Source organism: Psychrobacter sp. 1Y4, from assembly GCF_051847555.1.
Window position 1 is genome coordinate 143,429 of record NZ_JBPYDE010000006.1, and the last position, 21,461, is coordinate 164,889.

The 21,461-nt window shown below is 43.7% G+C and carries 21 protein-coding genes; 5 read left to right on the plus strand and 16 right to left on the minus strand.

Annotated features, from left to right (window positions below; genetic code table 11):
- Positions 1-383: 383 nt before the first annotated feature.
- The 8 genes from miaA to ACS8FC_RS07090 form a co-directional block, all read right to left on the minus strand.
- Positions 384-1,520, minus strand: a complete 1,137-nt coding sequence (miaA, locus tag ACS8FC_RS07055; RefSeq protein WP_439296278.1) for a tRNA (adenosine(37)-N6)-dimethylallyltransferase MiaA — start codon at positions 1,518-1,520, stop codon at positions 384-386.
- A 114-nt stretch (positions 1,521-1,634) separates the two neighbouring features.
- The gene (gene mutL, locus ACS8FC_RS07060; RefSeq protein ID WP_439296279.1) at positions 1,635-3,422 is read right to left on the minus strand and encodes a DNA mismatch repair endonuclease MutL; all 1,788 of its coding nucleotides are present in this window, start codon (positions 3,420-3,422) and stop codon (positions 1,635-1,637) included.
- A gap of 44 nt (positions 3,423-3,466) precedes the next feature.
- Positions 3,467-3,985, minus strand: a complete 519-nt coding sequence (gene tsaE / locus ACS8FC_RS07065; protein WP_439261555.1) for a tRNA (adenosine(37)-N6)-threonylcarbamoyltransferase complex ATPase subunit type 1 TsaE — start codon at positions 3,983-3,985, stop codon at positions 3,467-3,469.
- Positions 3,985-4,599 (minus strand): 6-pyruvoyl trahydropterin synthase family protein, encoded by a 615-nt coding sequence (locus tag ACS8FC_RS07070; protein ID WP_439296280.1) that lies wholly within the window; start codon positions 4,597-4,599, stop codon positions 3,985-3,987. Before ACS8FC_RS07070 ends, tsaE begins: the two co-directional genes overlap by 1 nt.
- A 155-nt stretch (positions 4,600-4,754) precedes the next feature.
- Entirely contained in the window at positions 4,755-5,084 is a 330-nt protein-coding gene (locus ACS8FC_RS07075) for a YnfA family protein (RefSeq protein ID WP_439296281.1), read from the minus strand.
- A gap of 51 nt (positions 5,085-5,135) precedes the next feature.
- Positions 5,136-5,465 carry a DHCW motif cupin fold protein gene (locus tag ACS8FC_RS07080; RefSeq protein ID WP_299220130.1) on the minus strand — a complete coding sequence of 110 codons (330 nt, stop codon included), beginning with the start codon at positions 5,463-5,465 and terminating at the stop codon, positions 5,136-5,138.
- A 62-nt stretch (positions 5,466-5,527) separates the two neighbouring features.
- Complete coding sequence (locus ACS8FC_RS07085) at positions 5,528-5,989, minus strand: methyltransferase family protein (protein ID WP_439296282.1); 462 nt, start codon at positions 5,987-5,989, stop codon at positions 5,528-5,530.
- Positions 5,990-6,025: 36 nt separating this feature from the next.
- Positions 6,026-6,610, minus strand: a complete 585-nt coding sequence (locus ACS8FC_RS07090) for an HD domain-containing protein (RefSeq protein WP_439296283.1) — start codon at positions 6,608-6,610, stop codon at positions 6,026-6,028.
- Between the two features lie 169 nt (positions 6,611-6,779).
- Between ACS8FC_RS07090 and ACS8FC_RS07095 the strand changes: the two genes are divergently transcribed.
- Complete coding sequence (locus tag ACS8FC_RS07095; protein ID WP_439261560.1) at positions 6,780-7,211, plus strand: DMT family transporter; 432 nt, start codon at positions 6,780-6,782, stop codon at positions 7,209-7,211.
- Positions 7,212-7,217: 6 nt separating this feature from the next.
- Positions 7,218-7,679 (plus strand): DMT family transporter, encoded by a 462-nt coding sequence (locus ACS8FC_RS07100; RefSeq protein WP_439296284.1) that lies wholly within the window; start codon positions 7,218-7,220, stop codon positions 7,677-7,679.
- Between the two features lie 314 nt (positions 7,680-7,993).
- Here ACS8FC_RS07100 and betT read toward each other — a convergent pair whose 3' ends face one another.
- From betT to ACS8FC_RS07125, 5 genes are all read right to left on the minus strand, one after another.
- Positions 7,994-10,195 (minus strand): choline BCCT transporter BetT, encoded by a 2,202-nt coding sequence (betT, locus tag ACS8FC_RS07105; protein WP_439261562.1) that lies wholly within the window; start codon positions 10,193-10,195, stop codon positions 7,994-7,996.
- Positions 10,196-10,294: 99 nt separating this feature from the next.
- The gene (locus ACS8FC_RS07110; RefSeq protein WP_439296285.1) at positions 10,295-11,089 is read right to left on the minus strand and encodes a hypothetical protein; all 795 of its coding nucleotides are present in this window, start codon (positions 11,087-11,089) and stop codon (positions 10,295-10,297) included.
- A 61-nt stretch (positions 11,090-11,150) separates the two neighbouring features.
- Positions 11,151-11,768 (minus strand): hypothetical protein, encoded by a 618-nt coding sequence (locus ACS8FC_RS07115; RefSeq protein WP_439296286.1) that lies wholly within the window; start codon positions 11,766-11,768, stop codon positions 11,151-11,153.
- 109 nt (positions 11,769-11,877) lie between these two features.
- Complete coding sequence (locus tag ACS8FC_RS07120) at positions 11,878-13,152, minus strand: saccharopine dehydrogenase family protein (RefSeq protein WP_439261565.1); 1,275 nt, start codon at positions 13,150-13,152, stop codon at positions 11,878-11,880.
- 284 nt (positions 13,153-13,436) lie between these two features.
- Complete coding sequence (locus ACS8FC_RS07125) at positions 13,437-14,651, minus strand: carboxynorspermidine decarboxylase (RefSeq protein ID WP_439296287.1); 1,215 nt, start codon at positions 14,649-14,651, stop codon at positions 13,437-13,439.
- A gap of 90 nt (positions 14,652-14,741) precedes the next feature.
- Here ACS8FC_RS07125 and ACS8FC_RS07130 point away from each other — a divergent pair, with 90 nt between their 5' ends.
- Entirely contained in the window at positions 14,742-15,407 is a 666-nt protein-coding gene (locus tag ACS8FC_RS07130) for a DUF924 family protein (RefSeq protein ID WP_439296288.1), read from the plus strand.
- Between the two features lie 92 nt (positions 15,408-15,499).
- Here the strand turns inward: ACS8FC_RS07130 and ACS8FC_RS07135 are convergent, their stop codons facing one another.
- The 3 genes from ACS8FC_RS07135 to lpxB all read right to left on the minus strand — a co-directional run bounded on the left by ACS8FC_RS07135 (position 15,500) and on the right by lpxB (position 19,281).
- Positions 15,500-16,813, minus strand: coding sequence for a CAP domain-containing protein (locus ACS8FC_RS07135; protein ID WP_439296289.1), 1,314 nt, complete (start codon positions 16,811-16,813; stop codon positions 15,500-15,502).
- 287 nt (positions 16,814-17,100) lie between these two features.
- The gene (locus ACS8FC_RS07140; protein ID WP_439296290.1) at positions 17,101-17,973 is read right to left on the minus strand and encodes a ribonuclease HII; all 873 of its coding nucleotides are present in this window, start codon (positions 17,971-17,973) and stop codon (positions 17,101-17,103) included.
- A gap of 39 nt (positions 17,974-18,012) precedes the next feature.
- Positions 18,013-19,281, minus strand: coding sequence for a lipid-A-disaccharide synthase (lpxB, locus tag ACS8FC_RS07145; RefSeq protein ID WP_439261643.1), 1,269 nt, complete (start codon positions 19,279-19,281; stop codon positions 18,013-18,015).
- 404 nt (positions 19,282-19,685) lie between these two features.
- Here lpxB and ACS8FC_RS07150 point away from each other — a divergent pair, with 404 nt between their 5' ends.
- Positions 19,686-20,768, plus strand: coding sequence for a 3-deoxy-7-phosphoheptulonate synthase (locus tag ACS8FC_RS07150; protein ID WP_299220098.1), 1,083 nt, complete (start codon positions 19,686-19,688; stop codon positions 20,766-20,768).
- A gap of 492 nt (positions 20,769-21,260) precedes the next feature.
- Complete coding sequence (locus ACS8FC_RS07155; protein WP_439261571.1) at positions 21,261-21,437, plus strand: hypothetical protein; 177 nt, start codon at positions 21,261-21,263, stop codon at positions 21,435-21,437.
- The last annotated feature ends 24 nt before the right edge of the window (positions 21,438-21,461 follow it).

A 21,461-nucleotide genomic window follows, 5' to 3' on the forward strand; every position in this document is an offset into this window, starting at 1 on the left:
CCGAATATTATATAATTATATTATAAGTGCTTGTTTAATTATAATCGTTAGAAAAAGATACAGTAGTAAGTTTTACTAATAAAACGTATCTAAATGAGCACCAATTTTTCTTTGTTAATTCTACTTTGTTTAACTACTATATTATTGTAAATAAATGATTATTTGCTTTTATAACAATAGTAACAATCATAGTTGGCAAAGCATACTGTAACTGTTAGATTAACAAATTATAACAGCTGTCTCAGCCAAATTTTGAAACTTATTGTGATTGGTTCTCATAATCTGCAAATATTTATAACTTGTTTTTACTATTATTAAAATCTATTAGAACGTAATACCATAAGCTTCTTGTCTATCATTATTAATAGATGACAAATGATTGTTCAGATCAGATATTCTCTAGCTTGCGTCATAGATTCGTAGGATGATATGACAACTTCGTTGTTATTATGCAAATCGTTATTTACGTTCGATAATTGAGCCAACTTACGTAGCCAAGTATATTGGCGTTTAGCCAGTTGTCTTGTAGCATATAATGCCTTATTTTGCATTTGATAACAAGCAAGCGCCTCGGTTTGACTATCAAGGGTTGACGACTGTGATTGCAGCGCCCTTTGTGGTTTTATTTTATGTTTGCTTGGGTCTTCAAATCTACCAAAAACATCTTCAAACTGGGTCTTATCAAGATGTGGCTGCTCAAATACTGAATGATTAATATGTGTCAGGTACTCTAAAACTTGCCGATAGCCAACGCAGCGCATAGATGGCAAATTAGGTGTCAGCGGATATTGTTCAAGCAAACCAAGTACTTCATCTACTAGTCCTTCACGCCACATGATATCTAAACGCTGCTCGATACGCGTATGCAGCCAGGGACGATCTGGCATTACTGTAAGTGCATGCCACTGCTGATGTGGATTGTTTGCTATTGCTTGCTTAGGTTTACGCTGCCAGTCGCTTATAGCAATGTTGGTTTGTAGATATACTTCTATGGCTCGCGTAATACGCTGGGTATCAGTTGCATGAAGACGCTGATGACTAATAGGATCGACTTTACTAAGATAGTCAAACAACGCTTGTAAGCCTTCTGTCTGTCGCCACTGCTCTACATGAGCGCGAACGCTGTCCTCACTATCTGGTACTGGAGATAGCCCGTCGAGTAGCGCCATGTAATACATCATAGTGCCGCCTACCAACAGCGGGATTTTGCCATTATTATGACAGTCATCAATTAAACGAATGACATCACTGACGAATTCAGCCATGCTATAGCTTTGCATAGGATCGATAATATTGACTAGATGATGCGGGTAACGCGTAAGCTCAGTAGTCGTAGGTTTGGCCGTACCTATATTCATATCACGGTATATAAGTGCTGAATCTACTGAGATTAGCTCATAACGACCAGTATCGTATAACTCATAGGCTAAGGCGGTCTTGCCACTGGCGGTCGGCGCCATTAGGCAAACCACGCTGTTATCCGCCAATTTAGGAGTGATACTATTAGACGTAAGCTGCATAAAATTGCCTTTATGAGTAATAATTTAAATAGTCGAACTAGAGACTAGCTGTTTAGAAGCCTGTTATCTATCTTTTATAATTAGAGTGGAGCTATGATTAAACTGAAGCGTGGTTTATTCAGATGTAGATGACAACATGAACGAAACCAACTGATTGCGGTCAATATTTATGATTGCCTCATCAAACAGTATTTCTTCCATATCTGCTATAAAAACCACCAAGTCTTGCGCAGACATCTGAGTGCTTATAGTTGCAAGCTGTTGGTTAATATATATTGGACTATCCGGCAACTGCCTTCTTTTAAAGGCCTCATTATCCAGTATATGTGACTCAAACAATACTCGCATCTTTGACTGCCAACCCTCTGCACTGATTAACAGACACTGGCTTTGATTATAAAATAATAGCCAAGGCAGCGACTTATTATTAATGGCTTCAGTGTTTGAAAACTTACTTATCCCGCTATCCATACTATGAATAATGTCTAAGCAAACTGGTAGAGATTTGGTTGCTATATTTGAGCTAGTTAAGTGCTTAACGCTATCATCTAAAGACATATTCAAAACATTGACACGCGACTCTGAAAGCTCATCAATGTAAGGCTTTTTTGTATGAGAATCCGGTTTACGAATAGAAAACGGCTTGCTTTTTGATGTCTGATACGGTTGTTTAGGCGCTTGTACTTGCCTGCCTTGTCCTAAATCGTTGGTAGTAGAGGTGTTAAATGACAAATCATCAAATGATTTAGTTATCGCAGTTTTCGTCTCTGGCGCTCGCTTCTTATGACTGTCAGCTGGCACCATTGTTTGCGTTGTGATAACAGTTTTTAGCTTCAAACGAACTGCATGGCTTAAATGTGCCATAATATTATTAAGTGGACTGATTTTGATACGCTGTTTAGATGGATGGACATTGACATTGAGCCACTGAATTGGCAAATCAAAATAAAGCGCGTAACCGATACTAATAGCGCCCGCTTTGTGCGCAAGTTGGCGTAACTGATTATTAACGATTGGCTCTTTTACCAAACGTCCATTTACATATAGTAGTTTTGGCAAGGTATCCTGCGAATTAGTACTAGGCCATAACCAACCACTAATACTTGCCTGCTGACCTGAGTAATTGTTATCAATAGACCCCATAGGCTGCTGCACTAGACTGGATAAATCGACCACTACTTCTAGCGCATTAGGCGTTAATAACGCCCCTGTTGCTTGTTCAAGGCGTGATAATGGCAGACGATTAGGATTCTCATTACTGCTATTAATAGACTTTGCAGACAGCGACAGTCGCTTCTTATTATCATGAAATAATGTGAGCGCTACATCAGCACGTGCCAAAGCGACTTCACGTACAATCGTCTCAATATGACCAAACTCAGTTGCAATAGACTTCAGACTGCCACGGCGTGCTGGTACATTAAAGTATATGTCTTTGACAGTGACTGTCGTCCCGCGTTTATGTACGATTGGTATCAGTTTTGGAATGTCTTCTAATACGCCTGCAACCTGTAGCTGTCGACCAATACCGCTATTATCATGACTGCTGGTTAAAGTCAGACGAGAAACAGCTGCTGTCGCAGCCAACGCCTCCCCGCGAAAGCCTAACGTCGTAATACCATGCAAATTAGCCACATCCGCAACTTTACTGGTCGCATGACGGGTAATTGCCATGACCATATCATCAGGATGAATGCCGACGCCATCATCCATCACCTCTATCATACCCATACCACCTTGAGTAATATGTACTTCAATATGGTAGGCACCAGCATCAATTGCGTTTTCTAGTAATTCTTTGACCACTGCTGCTGGACGTGTTACGACCTCACCCGCTGCTAATTGATTGATGAGCAATGGCGATAGTTTTTTGATACGTGTATTAGGATAATTATCTGGCATTGATGAATATCATATTTTGTGGATCGCAAACATACTTTATCAAACTAAACTTTTAGTAATGACAAATCTAGCCCTTGCGCTTGCCCTACCTTTGATAATCGTATCTCAACTTGACGTGTCTCATCAACGCTTTGAGTAATATCAATAAACAACGTAGGCGGTGGTAAATAATTATCAGCGCGACTTGGCCATTCGATGATTACTAGCGCATTTTCGTCCTCAAGATACTCATCAAAACCAATAAGAGACAACTCTTCAGGATCTTGTATACGGTATAAATCAGTATGGTAGACCGGCTTAGTCGTACCGTCACCCTGCTCAATACTATAAGGCTCAACCAAAGTATACGTCGGGCTTTTTACTGCGCCCTTATGTCCTAATGCTTGCAACCAATAGCGTGTCAATGTGGTCTTGCCTGCGCCCAAATCGCCTGCCAACCAGATACTACCTGAGGGTAGCAAAGCTGCAAGCTGCTCAGCCAAACGCTCAGTATCGGCTTCTGAATATAGGGTTAGTATTCGCAATTGTTTATCAGTAAAAGAGGTATCATTATGGTTAGACATCAGACTGTACCCGCTTGTTGTTCGTGAACCTGCATAGTGACCGACGGATTGACAAAACGCTCGCCGCGAATCAATTTGGCATACAACTCAGGATCGTGCCACTCAGCGCTTACTTGCTCGCTAAACTCGAAATCTTCTAGCTTAAGCTTGCCCATTTGCTCATTGTTTACATCATCAGCAAAGCATTGCGCATAGCCTGTAGCAGTCTCATGGGCTATAACTGAGTAAACTTTAACGTCCGCCTCACCGTTTTGCATTTGGGTTTGTTTTAAAATCTCATCAGCCCAAAAAAAGATAACGCGCGAAAACTGCTCTGCAGATGGTGATACTGGCAAACTTATCCAGCGCGCGCTGAATTTTTTGCAAGCAGCGATATATTCAGGATCGTCTTTACTCCAAAAACAAATGGCATGATCAAAACTATCAATAATGTCTTTGATGGAAGATTTTAGCAGTCCAAAATCGTAGACCATCTGCCCATGATCCAAACGTTTGGCTTCAAGAATGAGCTCAATCTGATAACTGTGACCATGAATAGAGTGCTTGCAGCGCTCAGAGCTACAGTTACGCACAATATGAGCGTTTTCGAATTTGAATAGTTTACGTATACGCATAATAATTTTGACCAAAACAATAGGCACTGTTGTGCTAAATATTAACAATATAGAAGTTTGCCTGACTTAATCGTTGGCTTATTGCTTATTATAGCAAATCAATATGTATCCGTAAGTAAGCACTTATTAACGTCTTTACTCATAAAACCCCTCACCTACTGACGCGGGGCGAAAATAATAATCGCCATCCCTAGTAATGCAACCGCAGAGCCTATTATATCCCATGTAGTTGGACGAATACCGTTGACAGTCCACAACCATAAAATTGCCACTGAAACATACACCCCACCGTAAGCGGCATAAACACGGCCTACCGCAGTTGGGTGCAACGTCAGCAACCACACAAAGGCTGCCAAACTAAGTATCCCAGGGACAAGAAGCCAAACCGATCTACCTTCTCGTAACCACAAATAAGGCAGATAACAGCCGACAATCTCTGCAAGTGCGGTTAAAAAGAAAAGACCAACAGTCTTTAATTCAGACAAAACTATTACTCCTCGACTGTGATAAATCCCATTAAACAATGCACAGTAGGTTTAATCGACGATGAATAGCTTAGCGCCTGTCTGCGTTGACGAGCGGTGGGCAATCGTATCATCCGCCACTTGATAAGTCATTCCTGATGTTAAGGTAAAAGTACGACCATCCTTTAGTTCGGTATTTAGCTCTCCTTCAATACAGAATAAAATATGCCCTTTATAGCACCAATGATCAGCAAGATAGCCTGCAGAATACTCAACCATATGTACATTGATATTGTTAAATTCACATGTTTTCCAGTATCCTGTACCAGTCTCGCCTTTAACTTCTACTGCTTCTATTTCTGTCCAGTCAGTAACCCCAAACGGTATGCTCTTCATTTCCATGACATCGTCTCCCTGATTTGTTTGTCCATTCGTTAATAATGAAACATTCTACTTACCATATCTCATATCCAACGCCGTACCTTCTTTAGATACGCTTGATATGCTTTGCCAAATTTTTGCTGCATCACGCGCTCTTCTGGAATAATCTGAAAGCGCGTCATATACAGCAAAAAAATAAGAATGACAAAAAAAGCCAAAAGATGTGCCAAATACAGCGCCCAAGCTAATAGCACCAGCGTCAACCCTAAGTACATCGGATTGCGTGTATACTGATAAATGCTACCGGCAACAAGGTTTGTGGCATTATTTGGTTTATGCGGATTGACCGTGGTTTGTGCCTTTTTAAACTCGTTCACACCCACAATGCCAATGCCGATACCAGTGAGCGTCAACCCGCCTGCCAACCACTTTGCGCCTGGTATAACGGTTTGTAGCATTGGCAGCGTTTTCGACACGCCGTACATTGCCGCCCCTGTTGCAAGCACTTGTGCGACTGGAGGTATTTTTAGCTCTAAAAATTTCATTATCACCCCTCAATAAACCGCTTGGACACCAGCACATCAAGCATCAATTAGCCAACCCTTTTGTACTGCTAGACTTAATTCCTGCGTCATCCATGCATGAATTTTAGGAAAATCAGTGGCAATAAAAGCATGTGCACCAGCCACTTGTGAGCGCTTGACATCAGACTCGCGCCACGTTTTGCCCTCGCTATTGATGTTGTGTAAAAACGGCAGCAGTCTATCGACCACTTTTAATAGCTTGGTCTCAGGGCTTGTGCCTGTTTCTTGCTCCTCCCAAAGCGTGGACAATTCAGTCACCGCATTGCCATTATGCGCCTCCAACCGCTTGACCCCCTCGCGCTCAGCGTTGTGCGCGTCCCCTCTTTTGGTGTCATATAAAAAGGTGTCGCCGGCGTCAATTTCGCCCAAATCATGGATTAAAGCCAGCTTTAGCAGTTTTTCTTCTGATACATCAAGCTTAAAGCTTCTAGCAATCGTCCAGCATGCCATTGCCAAATGCCATGAGTGCTCAGCGGAGTTTTCAACGCGCAAGCCGCCATCAAGATAGGTGCGCCGATTGATAAGCTTTAGCGCGTCAAGCTCTAATAGATAGTTGGTAATGTCGGTTAGGTTACTTGACAACAGTGTCTCCTTAAAACATAACTTTTTAGACAGTAAACAAGCATTAGAGATTAAATAATACCCATCAAAATGTACTTGGTTGTGATTACAATTATTTGTTCATACAATAGGCGCTTTTGTGTCGTTAAACAATAGCTAATAAAGCTAAATAAGACCAAGTAGATAAACTATGAGACAAATGTTGATGTTGTTATTCGTCGCATTAGGCGGAATGTCGCTTGCGATTGAAGCGGCGATATTAGGACCATTAGGTAAGCAGATTGGGCGATTATCCGCATCGCTATCGATATTTATCATCGGCGTCATCGTGTTTAGTCTTGTCATGCTTATTCGCAAGCGTAGTCGTATTATGGCACTAACGCGTCAGCCATTATGGTTACTCACAGGCGGCGTTATCGGTTTTATTTATACTATTGTATTGACCATCACCACGCCATTGGTGGGCGTCGGTACAACGATGGTAGGTATCTTATGCGGGCAGATTACCGCAAGTCTTGCTATTGATCATTTTGGCATATTGGGTAGCGTGCGCCGTCAAATTGATGGCTATCGTATCGGTGCGCTGGTATTGATACTTATAGCACTGGTGCTAATCTATTAAGGGGCGATGATGTTACTCACCTTTGCTTTTCCATTGTTGCTCTTAGGCGGTATGGCGATCGCTGTGCAGTCAACTATCAATGGGTCACTAAGCCTACATACCGATGTGGTTACGACAGCGTGGCTGACTAATGTGGTAGCCTCTGTTATCTTACTAATGCTTATACTGCTATTTGAGCCACTAGATATACAGAAAATACTTAGCGTGCCTATCTGGCAATATACCGGCGCGCTGTTTGGTAATTTTTGTATGGTGGCGATCGTGATTGGCGTGCCGCGCATCGGTACGGCAGCGACGATTGTGGGCATCATCGCAGGACAAGTCATGATGGGGCTAATCATTGATCACTTTGGCTGGTTTGGCAATGGTCAGTTGCCACTTGATATCAAACGCACAGCGGCGTTAGGATTGCTGGCAGGGGCGCTGTACTTGATTTATTTGAGTGATAAAAGGCGGGTTACAGTTTAGGTGATTAGAGTGCTTATCGAATGTTGATGGTGCCTTTTTGCTCATAGAGGTCTGTACAGAAGAAGAATAAAATACTGGCGCAAATGCAGAAGGCGTGTTTAAAAGCGTACGTTGGAATTTTTAGTCTTTATATTAGGTGGCTTACGACATTAAACCGTTAATTAAAATCAACAAAATGTTAGGTCTTGTGCCTCGGCTCCAACCTACCCATGTAAAACAATAAGGTTATAAAGCACATTTGGTGCACCAATATCTCGTAGGTTGGGTGGCGCTTGCAACACCCAACCTACAAAATAAGCGTTTAACCTCGGCTTTTATTTTGAGACAGGCATGCTCAAAAATGTCAGATATGCTTGATACTGCTCGAGTACATCATCGATGACTTGCTGGCGAGTGAGCCCCATAAGGTCATAACCGCCGGAGCCGGTTTGGGTGCTCACCTCAAGCCGATAATAGATGTCGCTGTCAGAGGCCAGCTTACCGCTAAAGGTGGGCGCTGGGGTCTCAACCATAAACACTTGATAATAAAAATCGTCGGTGGCAGCGGTCGATAAGCGCAGCAAGGGTCCGCTCATCGCGTCAAGAGGTGCGGTTAGGCTGTGGTCGGCGTTGATGCGCTCAGCGACATAGCCTTGGCGACGAAACTCATCAGCGACGTCATCTAGTGCCGGGCGGACGGTACGCTCAAGGAACCTGATAGCTTCACGCCTAGAAGGATAAGTAAGCATCTGCCCTAAACGCTGCGTCCATGAGCGCTCCGGAACGTGACCGCCACTAGGCGCGATAGAGGGGCGACGCAGTACGGTGCCTTCGCGCTCAGCCTGCTCTATCTTAAGCGCTTTAAAAAACGAAAACATCACCAAATAGACGATAACGGTCACAGGTAGCGCAAATATGAGCGTTGCGTATTCCATGGTGATCACGCCGCCTGCGATCAGCATAGAGATGGTCAAAATAGCCGTCAGTACTGCCCAAAAGATACGCAGCCACTTAGGGCCATCCTCGCTAGGATCAGGGATGGAGGCGGAGAAGTTGGACATCACCATCGCCCCTGAGTTGGCACTGGTGATATAAAACAGCAAGCCTGAGAGCGTCGCTAGTATCACTAAAAAGGTCGCCCCAGGGAACATATCAAGCAAGGCATACCAGCCGCGCTCGGGACTCTCAATCGCCAGCTGGGCGAAGGCTGTATTGCCTTGTAATACCTCATAAAGTGCTGAATTACCAAAGAATGAGACGATGATAAAGTCACACAGCACAGGTACGGTGATGGCAGCAATCACAAACTCTCGTAGCGTGCGGCCGCGTGATATTCGTGCCAAAAACACCCCAACAAAGGGCCCCCACGCCAGCCAAAACGCCCAAAAAAACAGCGTCCAGCTGCCCATCCACTCGCTACTGCCCGGCACGTAAGCTAGGGTTTTGAACATGCGCGCAGGCAAAGTGACAAAGAACTGTCCTAAGTTTTCGACCAGTGCATTTAACAAAAACGCCGTCTGACCTGCGATTAAGATAAACGCCATCATCGCCACCGCGCTCCACAGGTTTAATTCTGATATCCAGCGGATACCGCGATCAACCCCTGAGGTGGTCGCCAAAATGGTTAAGACAACCGCGCCGATCACCAGCGCAATCTGCAAGCTCAAGCCTTCATTTAAGCCAAAAATCTTCGAGAATCCGACGTTTAATAGCACCACCCCGATGCCCATCGTGGTTGCCACGCCAAACACAGTACCTACCAGTGCCAAAATACTGATACCATGACCGATAGGGCCGTTGACACGCTTGCCGAATAAGGGGTATAGCGCCGCCCTAATCGATAGTGGCATGCCCCAGCGATAGGCAAAGTAGCCCATCGCCATACCAAGCAGCGCATAAACGGACCAGCCAGCAATACCATAATGAAACATCGTCCAGACGACCGCGTTTTGCATCGAATCGGCAGTCGCGCCGCTACCGGATGGCGGGGTTAGGTACTGCACCACAGGCCCAGTCACTGAGAAGAACAAGAGGTCAATACCGACACCTGCGGCAAACAGCATCGCCGCCCACGTACCCAGCTTATACTGCGGCCGTGAGTCATCCGGCCCAAGCCGCACACTGCCCGCCTTGGACAACGCCACCCACAAAACAAAACCGATCACTATCACCATCGTAATCACGTAATACCACCCAAGATTGGTGGCGATCCAATCGACGACGGTCTTCATCGTGGTACTGGCAGCCATCGGCATGATAATGGCCCAAATGGAGAAAGCTGCAATCACAACTGATGAGATGATGAGCACGCTCCAATTCACATGCGCTTCGGTGTCTTGTGACAACGCTTGGGCGCCCTTTTTTAGATCGCTACGCGATATGGGCATATCCTCATCCAAATGAGGCTTAGATCGACGCTCTGAGCCGCCAAATTGCTTGCGCTCAAAGGGGGTTTGCGCTGTTTTGTCACCTGTATCGGATGGGGCGGGCGTCGACGAATCCTGGGTAGGCTTGTCGTCTGTAGGATGCGAACTCATAATAACGGTCTCATTAGGATGGTTTATATTAATGTGCCAAAGGCGAAAATTTTAGCACAGCCTCACGGTTTCACTATGGGTTGGCTGGTGGGCGATTTGTTAGCGTAGCGGGTTTTGGAGCGTCTGACAGCGGACGTGTTGGTATTGCCATTGCATGGGCCCCGCCTTTTTGGCCACTAAAATATCACGCGCTGATAAAAACAAAATCCCATCACTGTCCTTCATGCTCTTATCATCATTGATACAAGCATGATGGGTATAAAAATCAATATGGATCGCAAACGCTTGAATCATCTGATCGCTGTATTTTGAGATATTGCCAGCAGCGATGACACTCAAGCCGACGATGACCACAAAAGCGGCGCCCGCGTATAGTTTTTTGGCCAGTTTTTGCCGGTCGTTGTTTTGAACCCCATCCTTTTGCCTCACATAAAAATACAGGCTGAGGGCCAACAGATAAGTTGCAAGCAAAATCATAATGGCGTATCTAAAAAAGACAATGGCGGTCAATACCGTCGTGGTCAGCGCAAGGTTGCTCGGATCGACCAAAAATATACGATTGATGGCCCCAATCGCCCACAAATACGAGCGCGCGCTGATGAGCGCGACGAGCAAATACAAAACGATTTGCCCCCAAACGCTGGACTTTAGATACAGATAAACGATGTTTTTAATGGACATCATAATCAGCATGATAAAGAGGACAGCTGATATGCTAAGAATTAGCCCATAAGACATGATGAGCGGCAAGTGCAGCAAAAAGCTGGCAATCAAAGCGCCAGCCAGCACGATCAATATGACCGAAAACCTAGCAAACAGGCGCGTGGTGGCAATCAGCCAGGTGCGGATTGAGTCTAAGCATATGGGTGTGACAGGCGGCGCGTTATCGCTCATGGCTATCGTCCTTGACTGCTATGTTTGGTTGTCAAAGCAATCATAGTGTATTTTGACAAGCTTAGGGCAACATCGCAGGGCCAATAATGGCATGCAAATCTGTGTTGGCTACATTTTGCCACGCGTCTTCTGTGGGATGCGGCAGGCGTGCGATGATGTTTGGTGACTGATCCGTGGTAGCGACAAAGCTATCGATAAAGCCTGATGCCGTCTGACCGCAAGGAACAATGGCCACGTTAGGGTTTTGCCTCAGTACCGACGTGAGACGCCGCGAAAAGTCTGTAAAAACGGCGGTATTTGCCAATATTATTGAGACGTCTGGTTGATGATGCGGTGCCAAACGCTGCTTGAGAGTGGCAAGATTATCGACTTGTGATTGCGCGTTATTGGGCAGACCACATGGATAAGCATCAGCGTTCATGGGCAGGTGTGAGCAGTTTAAAATACCCAGCGGCGCGTAGTTTAAGGCTTGGATATTGCAGCCTACAGGCACATCTGGGTTAAAGGATGGTACGTAGCCTTGGCGGGTTAACAAGCGCGTCAGATCAAGCGCCGACTCGCCTGCCGCTGGATGATTATGGATAATTTCATTGACATATGGCGACTCTAAAACCATCAAGACCTTTAATTTTTCAGCATTGATAATTAAATCACCAACTTCGTATTGAGTAAGGGACATTACCAATCCTCTTTATTATATTGGCAGAGCTATTAAAGTTATTAAAACTAAAAAACACCATATCAAACGCTAACTTGATATGGTGTCAGTGCTCATAAATAATTCAATTTTAAATATCGAACTCTAGCGCCCTATCACCTTTGCTATCTTTGATACGCGTTGGCAAACCAATCTTATTCAATAGATTAATAAATGGCTTGGCATCCAATTCTTCGACGTTGACCATCTTGCCTGCATCCCACTCGCCAGTCGCAACCAGCATCGCAGCAGCGACGGGTGGCACGCCTGCAGTATACGAGATACCTTGGCTACCGACCTCGTTGTAAGCATCTTTATGATCTGAGACGTTGTAGATAAACACTTCAGTCTCAACGCCGTTTATTTGTCCTTTAACCTTGTCACCGATACAGGTCTTGCCTGTATAATTTGGTGCAAGCGAGCTTGGATCTGGCAGTACCGCTTTGACCACTTTTAATGGTATTACTTCTTGCCCTTCCGCAGTCATCACCGGCTGCTCGGAGAGTAAACCTAAACTTTGTAGCACGGTGAAGACATTGATATAGTGCTCACCAAAGCCCATCCAAAAGCGAATGTTTGGCACGTCCAAATTGGCCGATAGTGAATGAATCTCGTCATGACCACTTAAGTAGCTGTTTTGCACGCCGACCACAGGCAGATCGTCGGTACGCTTGACTTCAAACATCTTGTTTGACTGCCAGCGGCTGTCCTGCCAAGAATAAACCGTACCAGTGAATTCACGGAAATTAATCTCAGGATCGAAATTAGTGGCAAAATATTTGCCGTGGCTACCCGCATTGATATCGATAATATCAATATCAGTCACTGAACCGGCATCCATCATGTCATAGCCCAGACGCGCATAAGCGTTGACCATACCGGGATCAAAGCCTGCACCCAAGATTGCCGTGACATTATTGTCCGCACAGCGCTGCTTACGTTTCCATTCGTAGTTTTCATACCATGGCGGCGTCTCACAAATCTTGCGCGGATCTTCATGAATGGCGGTATCGATATAAGCCACACCTGTCTCAATGCAAGCTTCCAATACCGTCATATTGATAAATGCCGAGCCGACGTTGATTAGGATTTGAATACCGGTATCATTGATAAGATCAACGACAGCTTGGCTGTCCATAGCATCGACTTGGTGCGTATGCAAGACGGCAGCTTGCTTAAAGCTACCTTTATCCTTTACGCTTTGAACGATGGCATCACATTTGTCTTTAGTACGTGAAGCGATATGAATCTCGCCGAGCACATCATTATGCATCGCACACTTATGCGCGACCACTTGAGCGACACCGCCTGCACCGATGATGAGTACGTCTTTTTTGCTGGGCTTAACTTGTTGGTTTGTGTTCAATGAACAATCCTCCTTTGTATCCCTGTCGATACCATTGATATTGGCTATGCAAAACAGAAACGAGTGAATGATATGCGTGAATTAAAAAGGAAGACCGAGGAAAACCCACGCACCCGTCGAGCAAGCACCATTTTGCTAATGGTGATTTGCCCGAGGCGATTATAACAATTTTTATTCAGTTAACGGTAAAAATAATGTTTAAAAAATAGACTGCTTAAAAATCTCAACAACTTGACCTAAACCTTTGTTTCTAAAAGTTTAAATAAGTTAAGAGAATGGTTAATTTAAGACAAGCTGGCTTTGTAATCTTGATAATCAAATTCGCGCTGCACATCGATACTGCCATCTAGACGACGAATGATAATCGCTGGCATGTTGACCCCATTGAACCAGTTTTTCTTCACCATGGTATAGCCTGCCGCATTACCAAAGCTTATGGTATCGCCAATTTTTAACGGTTTTGCCAATTGATATTCACCAAAAATATCTCCTGCCAAGCAAGAGCGTCCATAGATAATAGTATTGTCCGCAGCGTCTTGTTGTTCTTGTCTGATAGGCATCACCTCTACTGACTCTGCATTGAGCGCTGTAATAGGCGCAGACTCACGATAAATCAGCAAATCTAGCATGTGCGCTTCAATAGAGGCATCGACGACAGCGAGGTTTTTTTCATTGTGCATGGTATCCAAGACAGTTGTGACAAGCGTACCTGCGCCATGAATACTGGCCTCACCTGGCTCAAGATAAATCTGTACGCCATATTTTTCACTAAAGCCTTTTAGACGCGCCGCCAGTTTTTCTAGTGGATAGTCGGGGGCGATAAAATGAATACCGCCGCCGAGGCTTACCCACTCAAGCTGCGCTAAAATATCACCAAACCTGGCTTCAATATCAGCCAAACTCTCACTAAAAGCGTCAAAGCTGTCGTTTTCGCAGTTGTTATGAATCATGACGCCTGTAATATCAGCGAGCACAGCTTTGATTTTATCCTTATCATGCTCGCCTAAACGGCTAAAAGGGCGTGCCGGATCTGCAATAATAAACGACGAATTGCTGGTCTTGGGGTTTAATCGTAGCCCAACTGGGACATTTTTTGCCACTGCTTGACCCTTAAAAGCGTTTAGCTGGGAGATGGAATTAAAAATAATCTTATCGGCGTAGTTTAATACCTCATCGATTTCATCCGCACTATAGGCAACGCTATAGGCATGGGTTTCTTTTTTATTCTCACTATCAGGCGCGTTATCACCAAAAGTCTCATAGCCTAACCGTACTTCATTGAGCGAAGACGAGGTTGTGCCATGCAAAAAGGGAGTCATCACATCGAACACGCCCCACGTGGCAAAACACTTTAGCGCAAGCAATGCCTTTGCCCCTGATAACTCACATAGCCGTGCAATAATCTGCATATTGGTAACGATTGCCGCTTCATCGAGCAAATAATAAGGCGTTGACGGTGTTAACGAATGGCTGGTTTTTATGGGATTGTTAGAATGCATAAGAGGTTACCTAATAGCGGCTGTCGGCATCATGACAGATATAAAGATTTGCGTTATAGTAGACTAAATCCATCACAATTAGAATATCTTATGTCACTATCAACTGATTATTCCACCTCTACCAGCTCAGCTAATTTATCGCAACTTGATCTAGAACATATTAATTTAGAATATCTTGACGCTGATGCACGTGCGGTCTTAAATTTTTGGTTCGATAAAGATAACGAGCAGTATTGGTTCGAACAAAACAATAACTTTGATAATCAAATAAAAGAGAAGTTTGGTGATATTTGGCAAGCAGCCCAGCAAGGCGAATGCGTAACATGGCGTATTGCAGACGCGCCAGCAGACAGTAATAGCTCAATCACTGCTTTGGCAGGACGATTGGCAGAGATTATCGTGTTAGATCAGTTTTCGCGCAATCTGTGTCGCAAGCAAGCAGACGCTTTTGCACAAGATGGAATGGCGCTGGTGTTGGCTCAAGAAGCTATTAAACAACCACATTTTGACACACTACCAACGTCATGGCGCAAATTTATCATCATGCCGTTTATGCATTCTGAATCGGCAATGATTCATGAACGCTATCTGCCACTGTTTGAGCAATTAGACGACTCTGAAACATTGGATTTTGAGCATCGTCATAAAGACATTATCGACCAGTTTGGTCGTTTTCCCCATCGTAACGGGGTATTAGATCGAGAGTCCACTGATGCTGAAGAAGAGTTTTTAAAACAGCCGAACTCGTCGTTTTAAAGCTTTTCGCCTTATAAAAGAAGGGCTGAATCAGTAATGCGATTCAGCCCTTCTTTTGTGAGGTATATATAATACTTATATGAACTATTTAGCTAGTAGTTAACCTCACCTGTAGTAAAGGTGATTTTCTTAGTCTCTTGGGTCTTGTTGTCCACTAAGACATCAAAACTAACTTGATATTCACTATCACCATAAAGCCCGCAGTTCTTACCTTTCCTCCGCCCTTTTTCACAACTTTGTAAACTATCGGTAAGGGGTAAAATAAAGGCTTCATTTTTCGGTAACTCATAAGCGGTTCTCTTATGAGGGTCGTTACTATAGTCCAATAAATCAACTGGCACATCTATATTACGTTTGACGTCGCGAAACTTAATGTTGCTCACTTTAATGCTCTTTGCTGATGGCATATTGATATAGATAGGCTGGCCAATAGGGTCAGTACCTAGGTTACGGCCTGTCCCTGCGACTGGGCTTGGAAATTCATTGTAAAGCGCTGTATTAGTATCTACTACGTCAGTACAAGGATAAGTAAACAGTCCACTAACCGTACGATTTTCTGTTTTTTTATCGGCTGATGATGCGTTGACAAGGACATAACCTTGGCTTTTGTCAGCAGCTTTGCCATAAGGTTTGTAAGCTATCATACCTGAGCCTGTTTGGCTAAGGTTAGGCGTTACCAGTAGACGCATATGATAAGGGGCCGCCAATAAAGATTTTGTCATTGAGTGTGCTGCATAATCTGGTGAGGCAACTTTACCAGCTGAGCTGTAGTAGGTAACTCTCGAGATATTTTCCACGACGCCATAAGCCAAATTTGAATACCTCGCTTTAAGCAGACGATCTTTAAAGCTAGTACCTGTAAAGAACGGATTATTTTTTCCTGACCAATTCCTTATGTCTGAAATCTCTTCTTCGCCATGAGCATTAAAAATCGTCGGACTGCTATTTGAAAACACATGCTGGATATACTGTGCATGCTGCGTGGCTATTTTGGTTAGCTCATCGTTATCTGCCATTCCGCCAAGCGCACACGCCTGTCTTTGTGAGCTTAGTAGATTTGATCCTACTTGCGCAGCCCCTTTATGGCTCTTGCTTTCAACGCCTCTCATATCAACTTCAGTCTTCAATACAGGCTTTGTATTTGTCGTATTAGTATCTGATGGCGTTGGAGTAGTAGGTTCTGATGTTTCAGGAGAGATGGTAGGCTTTGAGGGTGTATAAGTGTCGTTAGGTACTGTTGGGCTTACAGTTTCAGACGAGTTAGAAGTGTCTGGACTACTACTCGAACCTGTATCAGCGCTCTTGTCACTGCCACCGTCACTACCGCCACCACCGCCACAAGCCGTTAAAAGAAGCGCTGAGGAGAGAGCCATGACAAGGCTTTTCTTTGAGGTAATAAAATTCATCGTTTATCCTATATCGTAAAATGAGCATATTGGGTGACCATAATCAGAATGAGCAATAAGTATGCCAATTGAAGATAAATAGAACCGTTTATGACCATAAAAAAACCGTCTGTAGTAGACGGTTTGATAAAACGTGAATTTTGTAAGTGCTTAAAGACACAACTTGAAGGATGGTTTTAAGGGACATTTTAGGAATAGTATAATTCTTTGCTTAGGCTATTTTCTTCTGCCTAGCTTAATTAAGACTCACAGGAATCAATGAAGTAAATAGCCCTTTTATGGTTACTCTATCTTTCGTTATTTAATGCTTTTCTTATCGGCGCAAAGCTACGACGATGCTCTGGCAATGGGCCATAAAGGTCCACAGCTTCCATATGAGCGCGAGTAGGATAACCTTTATGTTTGGCAATACCGTATTGTGGATACAATGAATCTAGCTGATACATAGCTTGATCGCGGCTCACCTTTGCTAAGATACTGGCAGCTGCAATACTAGTGTGCCGTGCATCTCCCTTTACCCAAGCTTGGCAATCAATACTGGACTCAGATATACCAAGCGTTGCAAGTGTCAGATAATCCAGATCTGGACAGCGGTTTCCATCGAATAATACTCGGGCTTGCAGCTTACAAGATGTGCTATCGACAGTATCTGCATGATGCGCTGCCACTGCCATCAGTAAGGCTTCTGTACACAAACGCATACCAAGCATAGTCGCTCGCAGTATATTGAGCTGATCAATGACCGCAGCTGGGATCTCAGCGATAACATAACCCAAAGCATGTTGCTGCACCAAAGGATAGAGCTTATCGCGCTTTTTTTCGCTTAACTTTTTGGAGTCCGTCAATATCGATAGAGGGGTATTTAGCAATGGCTGATTTTCTATCAGATCTGACCATATGCGCGGCAAAATTGCGCCAGCAACATTCACACTACCAAGCAAAGGCCCCCGCCCTGCTTCATCAACACCAATCTGTAGCGGCATTATTTCTGTTTCATGACCTGTAGTTGCAAACATCTGACATAAATCGTCAGTAAGCTTTACGTGACCATGCAAACGAACTGGAGCGACTAAGTCTATAAATTGTCCTTTGATATCTATAAGCACAATATCGCTTTTGATATGGATAATATGATTATCTAAACTGGTTTTGTGACTCATAAACAGCCTACTTCTTGTATATATTTTTATTGATTGCTATTAATAGCTATCTCTTTGCTGCTTTTGACTATCTTGAGCAAACCATTGCATAATGACACTATTGGCCGGTTCATGGTTGCTTTGCTGCTGTAATGTTCGCTTGGTATCGACCAAAGCCTGTAGCTGCTCGGCATAGGCGCGAGGCTGCAATAGTTTTGTGACTGTTCGGCAAATGTTTTCTCCGTTTGCTTGCTCTTGTATCAGCTCAGGCACGATGGCTTTTGCTGCCAATATATTGGGCAATGCGACATAAGGCACTTTTACCAAACGTTTGGCAATTTGATAAGTCAGCTGGTTTAATTGGTAGATAACGACCATAGGACGCTCAAGGAGCATGGCTTCAAGTGTCGCTGTACCTGACGCTAGCATAATAATATCAGAGGCCGCCATGGCTTGTTGACTAAAGGTTGGCTGACTTTGGTCATAGACTACGACGATGGCTGCACGCAACTGCTCTGAGCGTTGATCAATCACATCTTGCACGATATATTGATGGTTTTGATCAACAGTCGGTATGATAAAACACAACTTAGGATCGACCAATAATAACTTTTGAATACCCTCTAACATCAGTGGCAAAATCGCTGTTATCTCGCCGCGTCTCGACCCTGGCATCACACAAATCAGCTGACTTACCTCATCAAAACGTTCAACGAAGAACTGCTGTAAACCATCATTTTGCCAAACCAGCTCACTACGCAGCTGATTGGTTGGAGTATTTACCAAGTCTTGGTTTAAGGTTCGTAGTAGCGGATGACCGACGCATACGGCAGGATGATTGTGGCGCTCATACACTGTCAGCTCAAATGGAAACAAGCACAGTACCAAGTCGGTCGCCGCCTTGATGCCATGTATACGCGACTCACGCCATGCCCAAATTGATGGGCTGACATACTGCACGCAGAACACCCCTTTTGGTTTGAGCTTCTTTGCAACCCTTAGATTAAAATCAGGCGCATCAATACCGACAAACCAGTCTATATGCGCAGTTTGAAAGGCAGATAGCAACTCACGGCGGGCTTTAAGCAAGTCAGATAATTGCGACAAAACCTCTACCAATCCCATCACTGCTAGACGCGCTAATGGAAAAATACTATGTAGCCCTTGCGCTTGCATTTTTGCACCGCCAACCCCGACCCATACGATATCATCACGCAGATTATTCATTTGCTGCATAAAGTCTGCGCCCAAACTATCGCCAGATACTTCACCTGCTACAATACCAATCACCAACGGTTTATGGGGTAAATGTTGTTCATCCTTTACCATACCAAACGGGTCGGCAGACGCTTGGGTACCTTGAAAAGGTGAGGCAGAATCAATCATGACAAACTCTCAATATTAACAACGCAAAGACAAATGACGAACCATTTAAAATATATCGACGCTTAGGCTAAACATATAATAATCATACGCTTAAAATCCGACAGACATGATGTATGTTAATCGACCTACTAAGCACGTTTATATATAGAGTGCATAAAAACATAGCCTATAACTGCGCTATACAGATCAAAAATATGCCCTACATCCTATAATAATAGGCAAGTATAACAAAATTTTGGTTTTAACATTCCAGTTATCAGTCAATTAACTCGCCGACTGCCCTTGCCAACCCGCTATTTTGACCGCATAATGAATATCCCTATATATTAGCTATATGAAGTAGAATTATGACAACAACAGCTACCCACAACGCAGATATTGATGACGTGAATATTGAACAACTCATCCCCTTGATTACTCCCGCTGAGTTAAAAGCTGAGCTACCTCTTTCAAACGAAGCTTATGAAACTGTTTCAAAGGGTCGTCATACTATTCAAGACATCTTAGATGGCAAAGATAAGCGCTTATTTGTGGTTATCGGACCTTGCTCTATTCACGATATTAAAGCGGCACACGAATACGCTGATCGTCTAGCCGTATTAGCAAAAGAAGTCGAAGATACTATCTTTGTCGTGATGCGTGTCTATTTTGAAAAGCCGCGTACCACTGTCGGCTGGAAAGGCATGATTAATGATCCTGATATGAACGACAGTTTCGATATCGAAAAAGGCCTGCGTACTGCTCGTAAACTCTTGCTTGATTTAAATGAGAAGGGCTTACCTTGTGCCACTGAAGCTTTGGATCCAAATACGCCGCAGTACATGCAAGATTTGATCAGCTGGTCAGCGATTGGCGCACGTACGACAGAGAGTCAAACACATCGCGAGATGAGCTCAGGCTTATCATGCCCAGTAGGCTTCAAAAACGGTACTGATGGCGGCATGACAGTCGCTGTGAATGCTATGCAAGCAGTAAAAGAAGGTCATAGCTTCCTAGGCTTATCATCAGATGGACAGGTCTCTATCATTAAGTCTAAAGGCAACTCTTATGCACACGTCGTACTGCGTGGCGGTAATGGCAAGCCCAACTACGATGAGACGGCAGTTGCTCAAGCTGAAAACGAGCTAGCAAAAGGTAAAACCAACAGCAAAATTATGATTGACTCAAGTCATGCAAATTCAGGCAAAGACCCATATTTACAGCCTATGGTCATTCAAAATGTCGCAGAGCAAATTCAAAAAGGCAACAAGTCTATCATTGGCATGATGATTGAAAGCCATCTCAAAGGCGGCAACCAAAAACTGACAGCGGACTTAAGTCAGCTTGAGTATGGTAAATCTATCACCGATGGTTGTCTCGATTGGGATAGTACCGTCACTGCTATACATAATCTACGCGATATGGTTAAAGACATTTTGCCCAATCGCTAATTAATAACCGTTTATAAAAAACATCAGGCCCATCTTGTGCTATCAATAAAGTGCTAGATGGGCTTTTTGGTTGTCATATTTCATATTGGTTTGTATTAGTTCGTGGTTATGTTTCTTTATCCTTTTGGTTTCGCTTGTTTTTTGGCTTCTTTCGCCTTTTTTGCTTCTCTACGCTCCTCTTCAAGTTGTTTTAATAGGCGTAGTCCTTTTTTCTATGGGCATGAATCAAGGCAAGCTCATTAGATATTTTCTCTTTACTGCCATCTTCTTCTACAAATTTTAGTTCCAGCTTTTTTTCAGGCTTGCTCAGCTTTTTGAGGGCTTGCTTTAAGTATTTTATCTTCTCTTTACGTTTTCAACCTCCATATATTCGTCTACCATTTTTATTATTTTTTTAGCTTTCATGATTTATAACCCCTTGTTCTTTGGTTTGGCGAACAGCAATAGCATCAGCGTTTTTTTGCTTATCAAGCATTAAGCTTTGGATGTAGTATGAGCCAAACTTGGCTTGCCAATAAAGCTTATGATGCTGATGCCTCTGTCATTGCGGTTATTAAAACGGTGCAAGGTACTGCTATTATACTCTCTAAGTATCATCGATTGCAGCCTAGGTTTTTTGACAATTATAATAGTTACAGCTCATTTAATGACAGTATAATATTGATTTGACTTTGACTGTATATATGTCTTTTT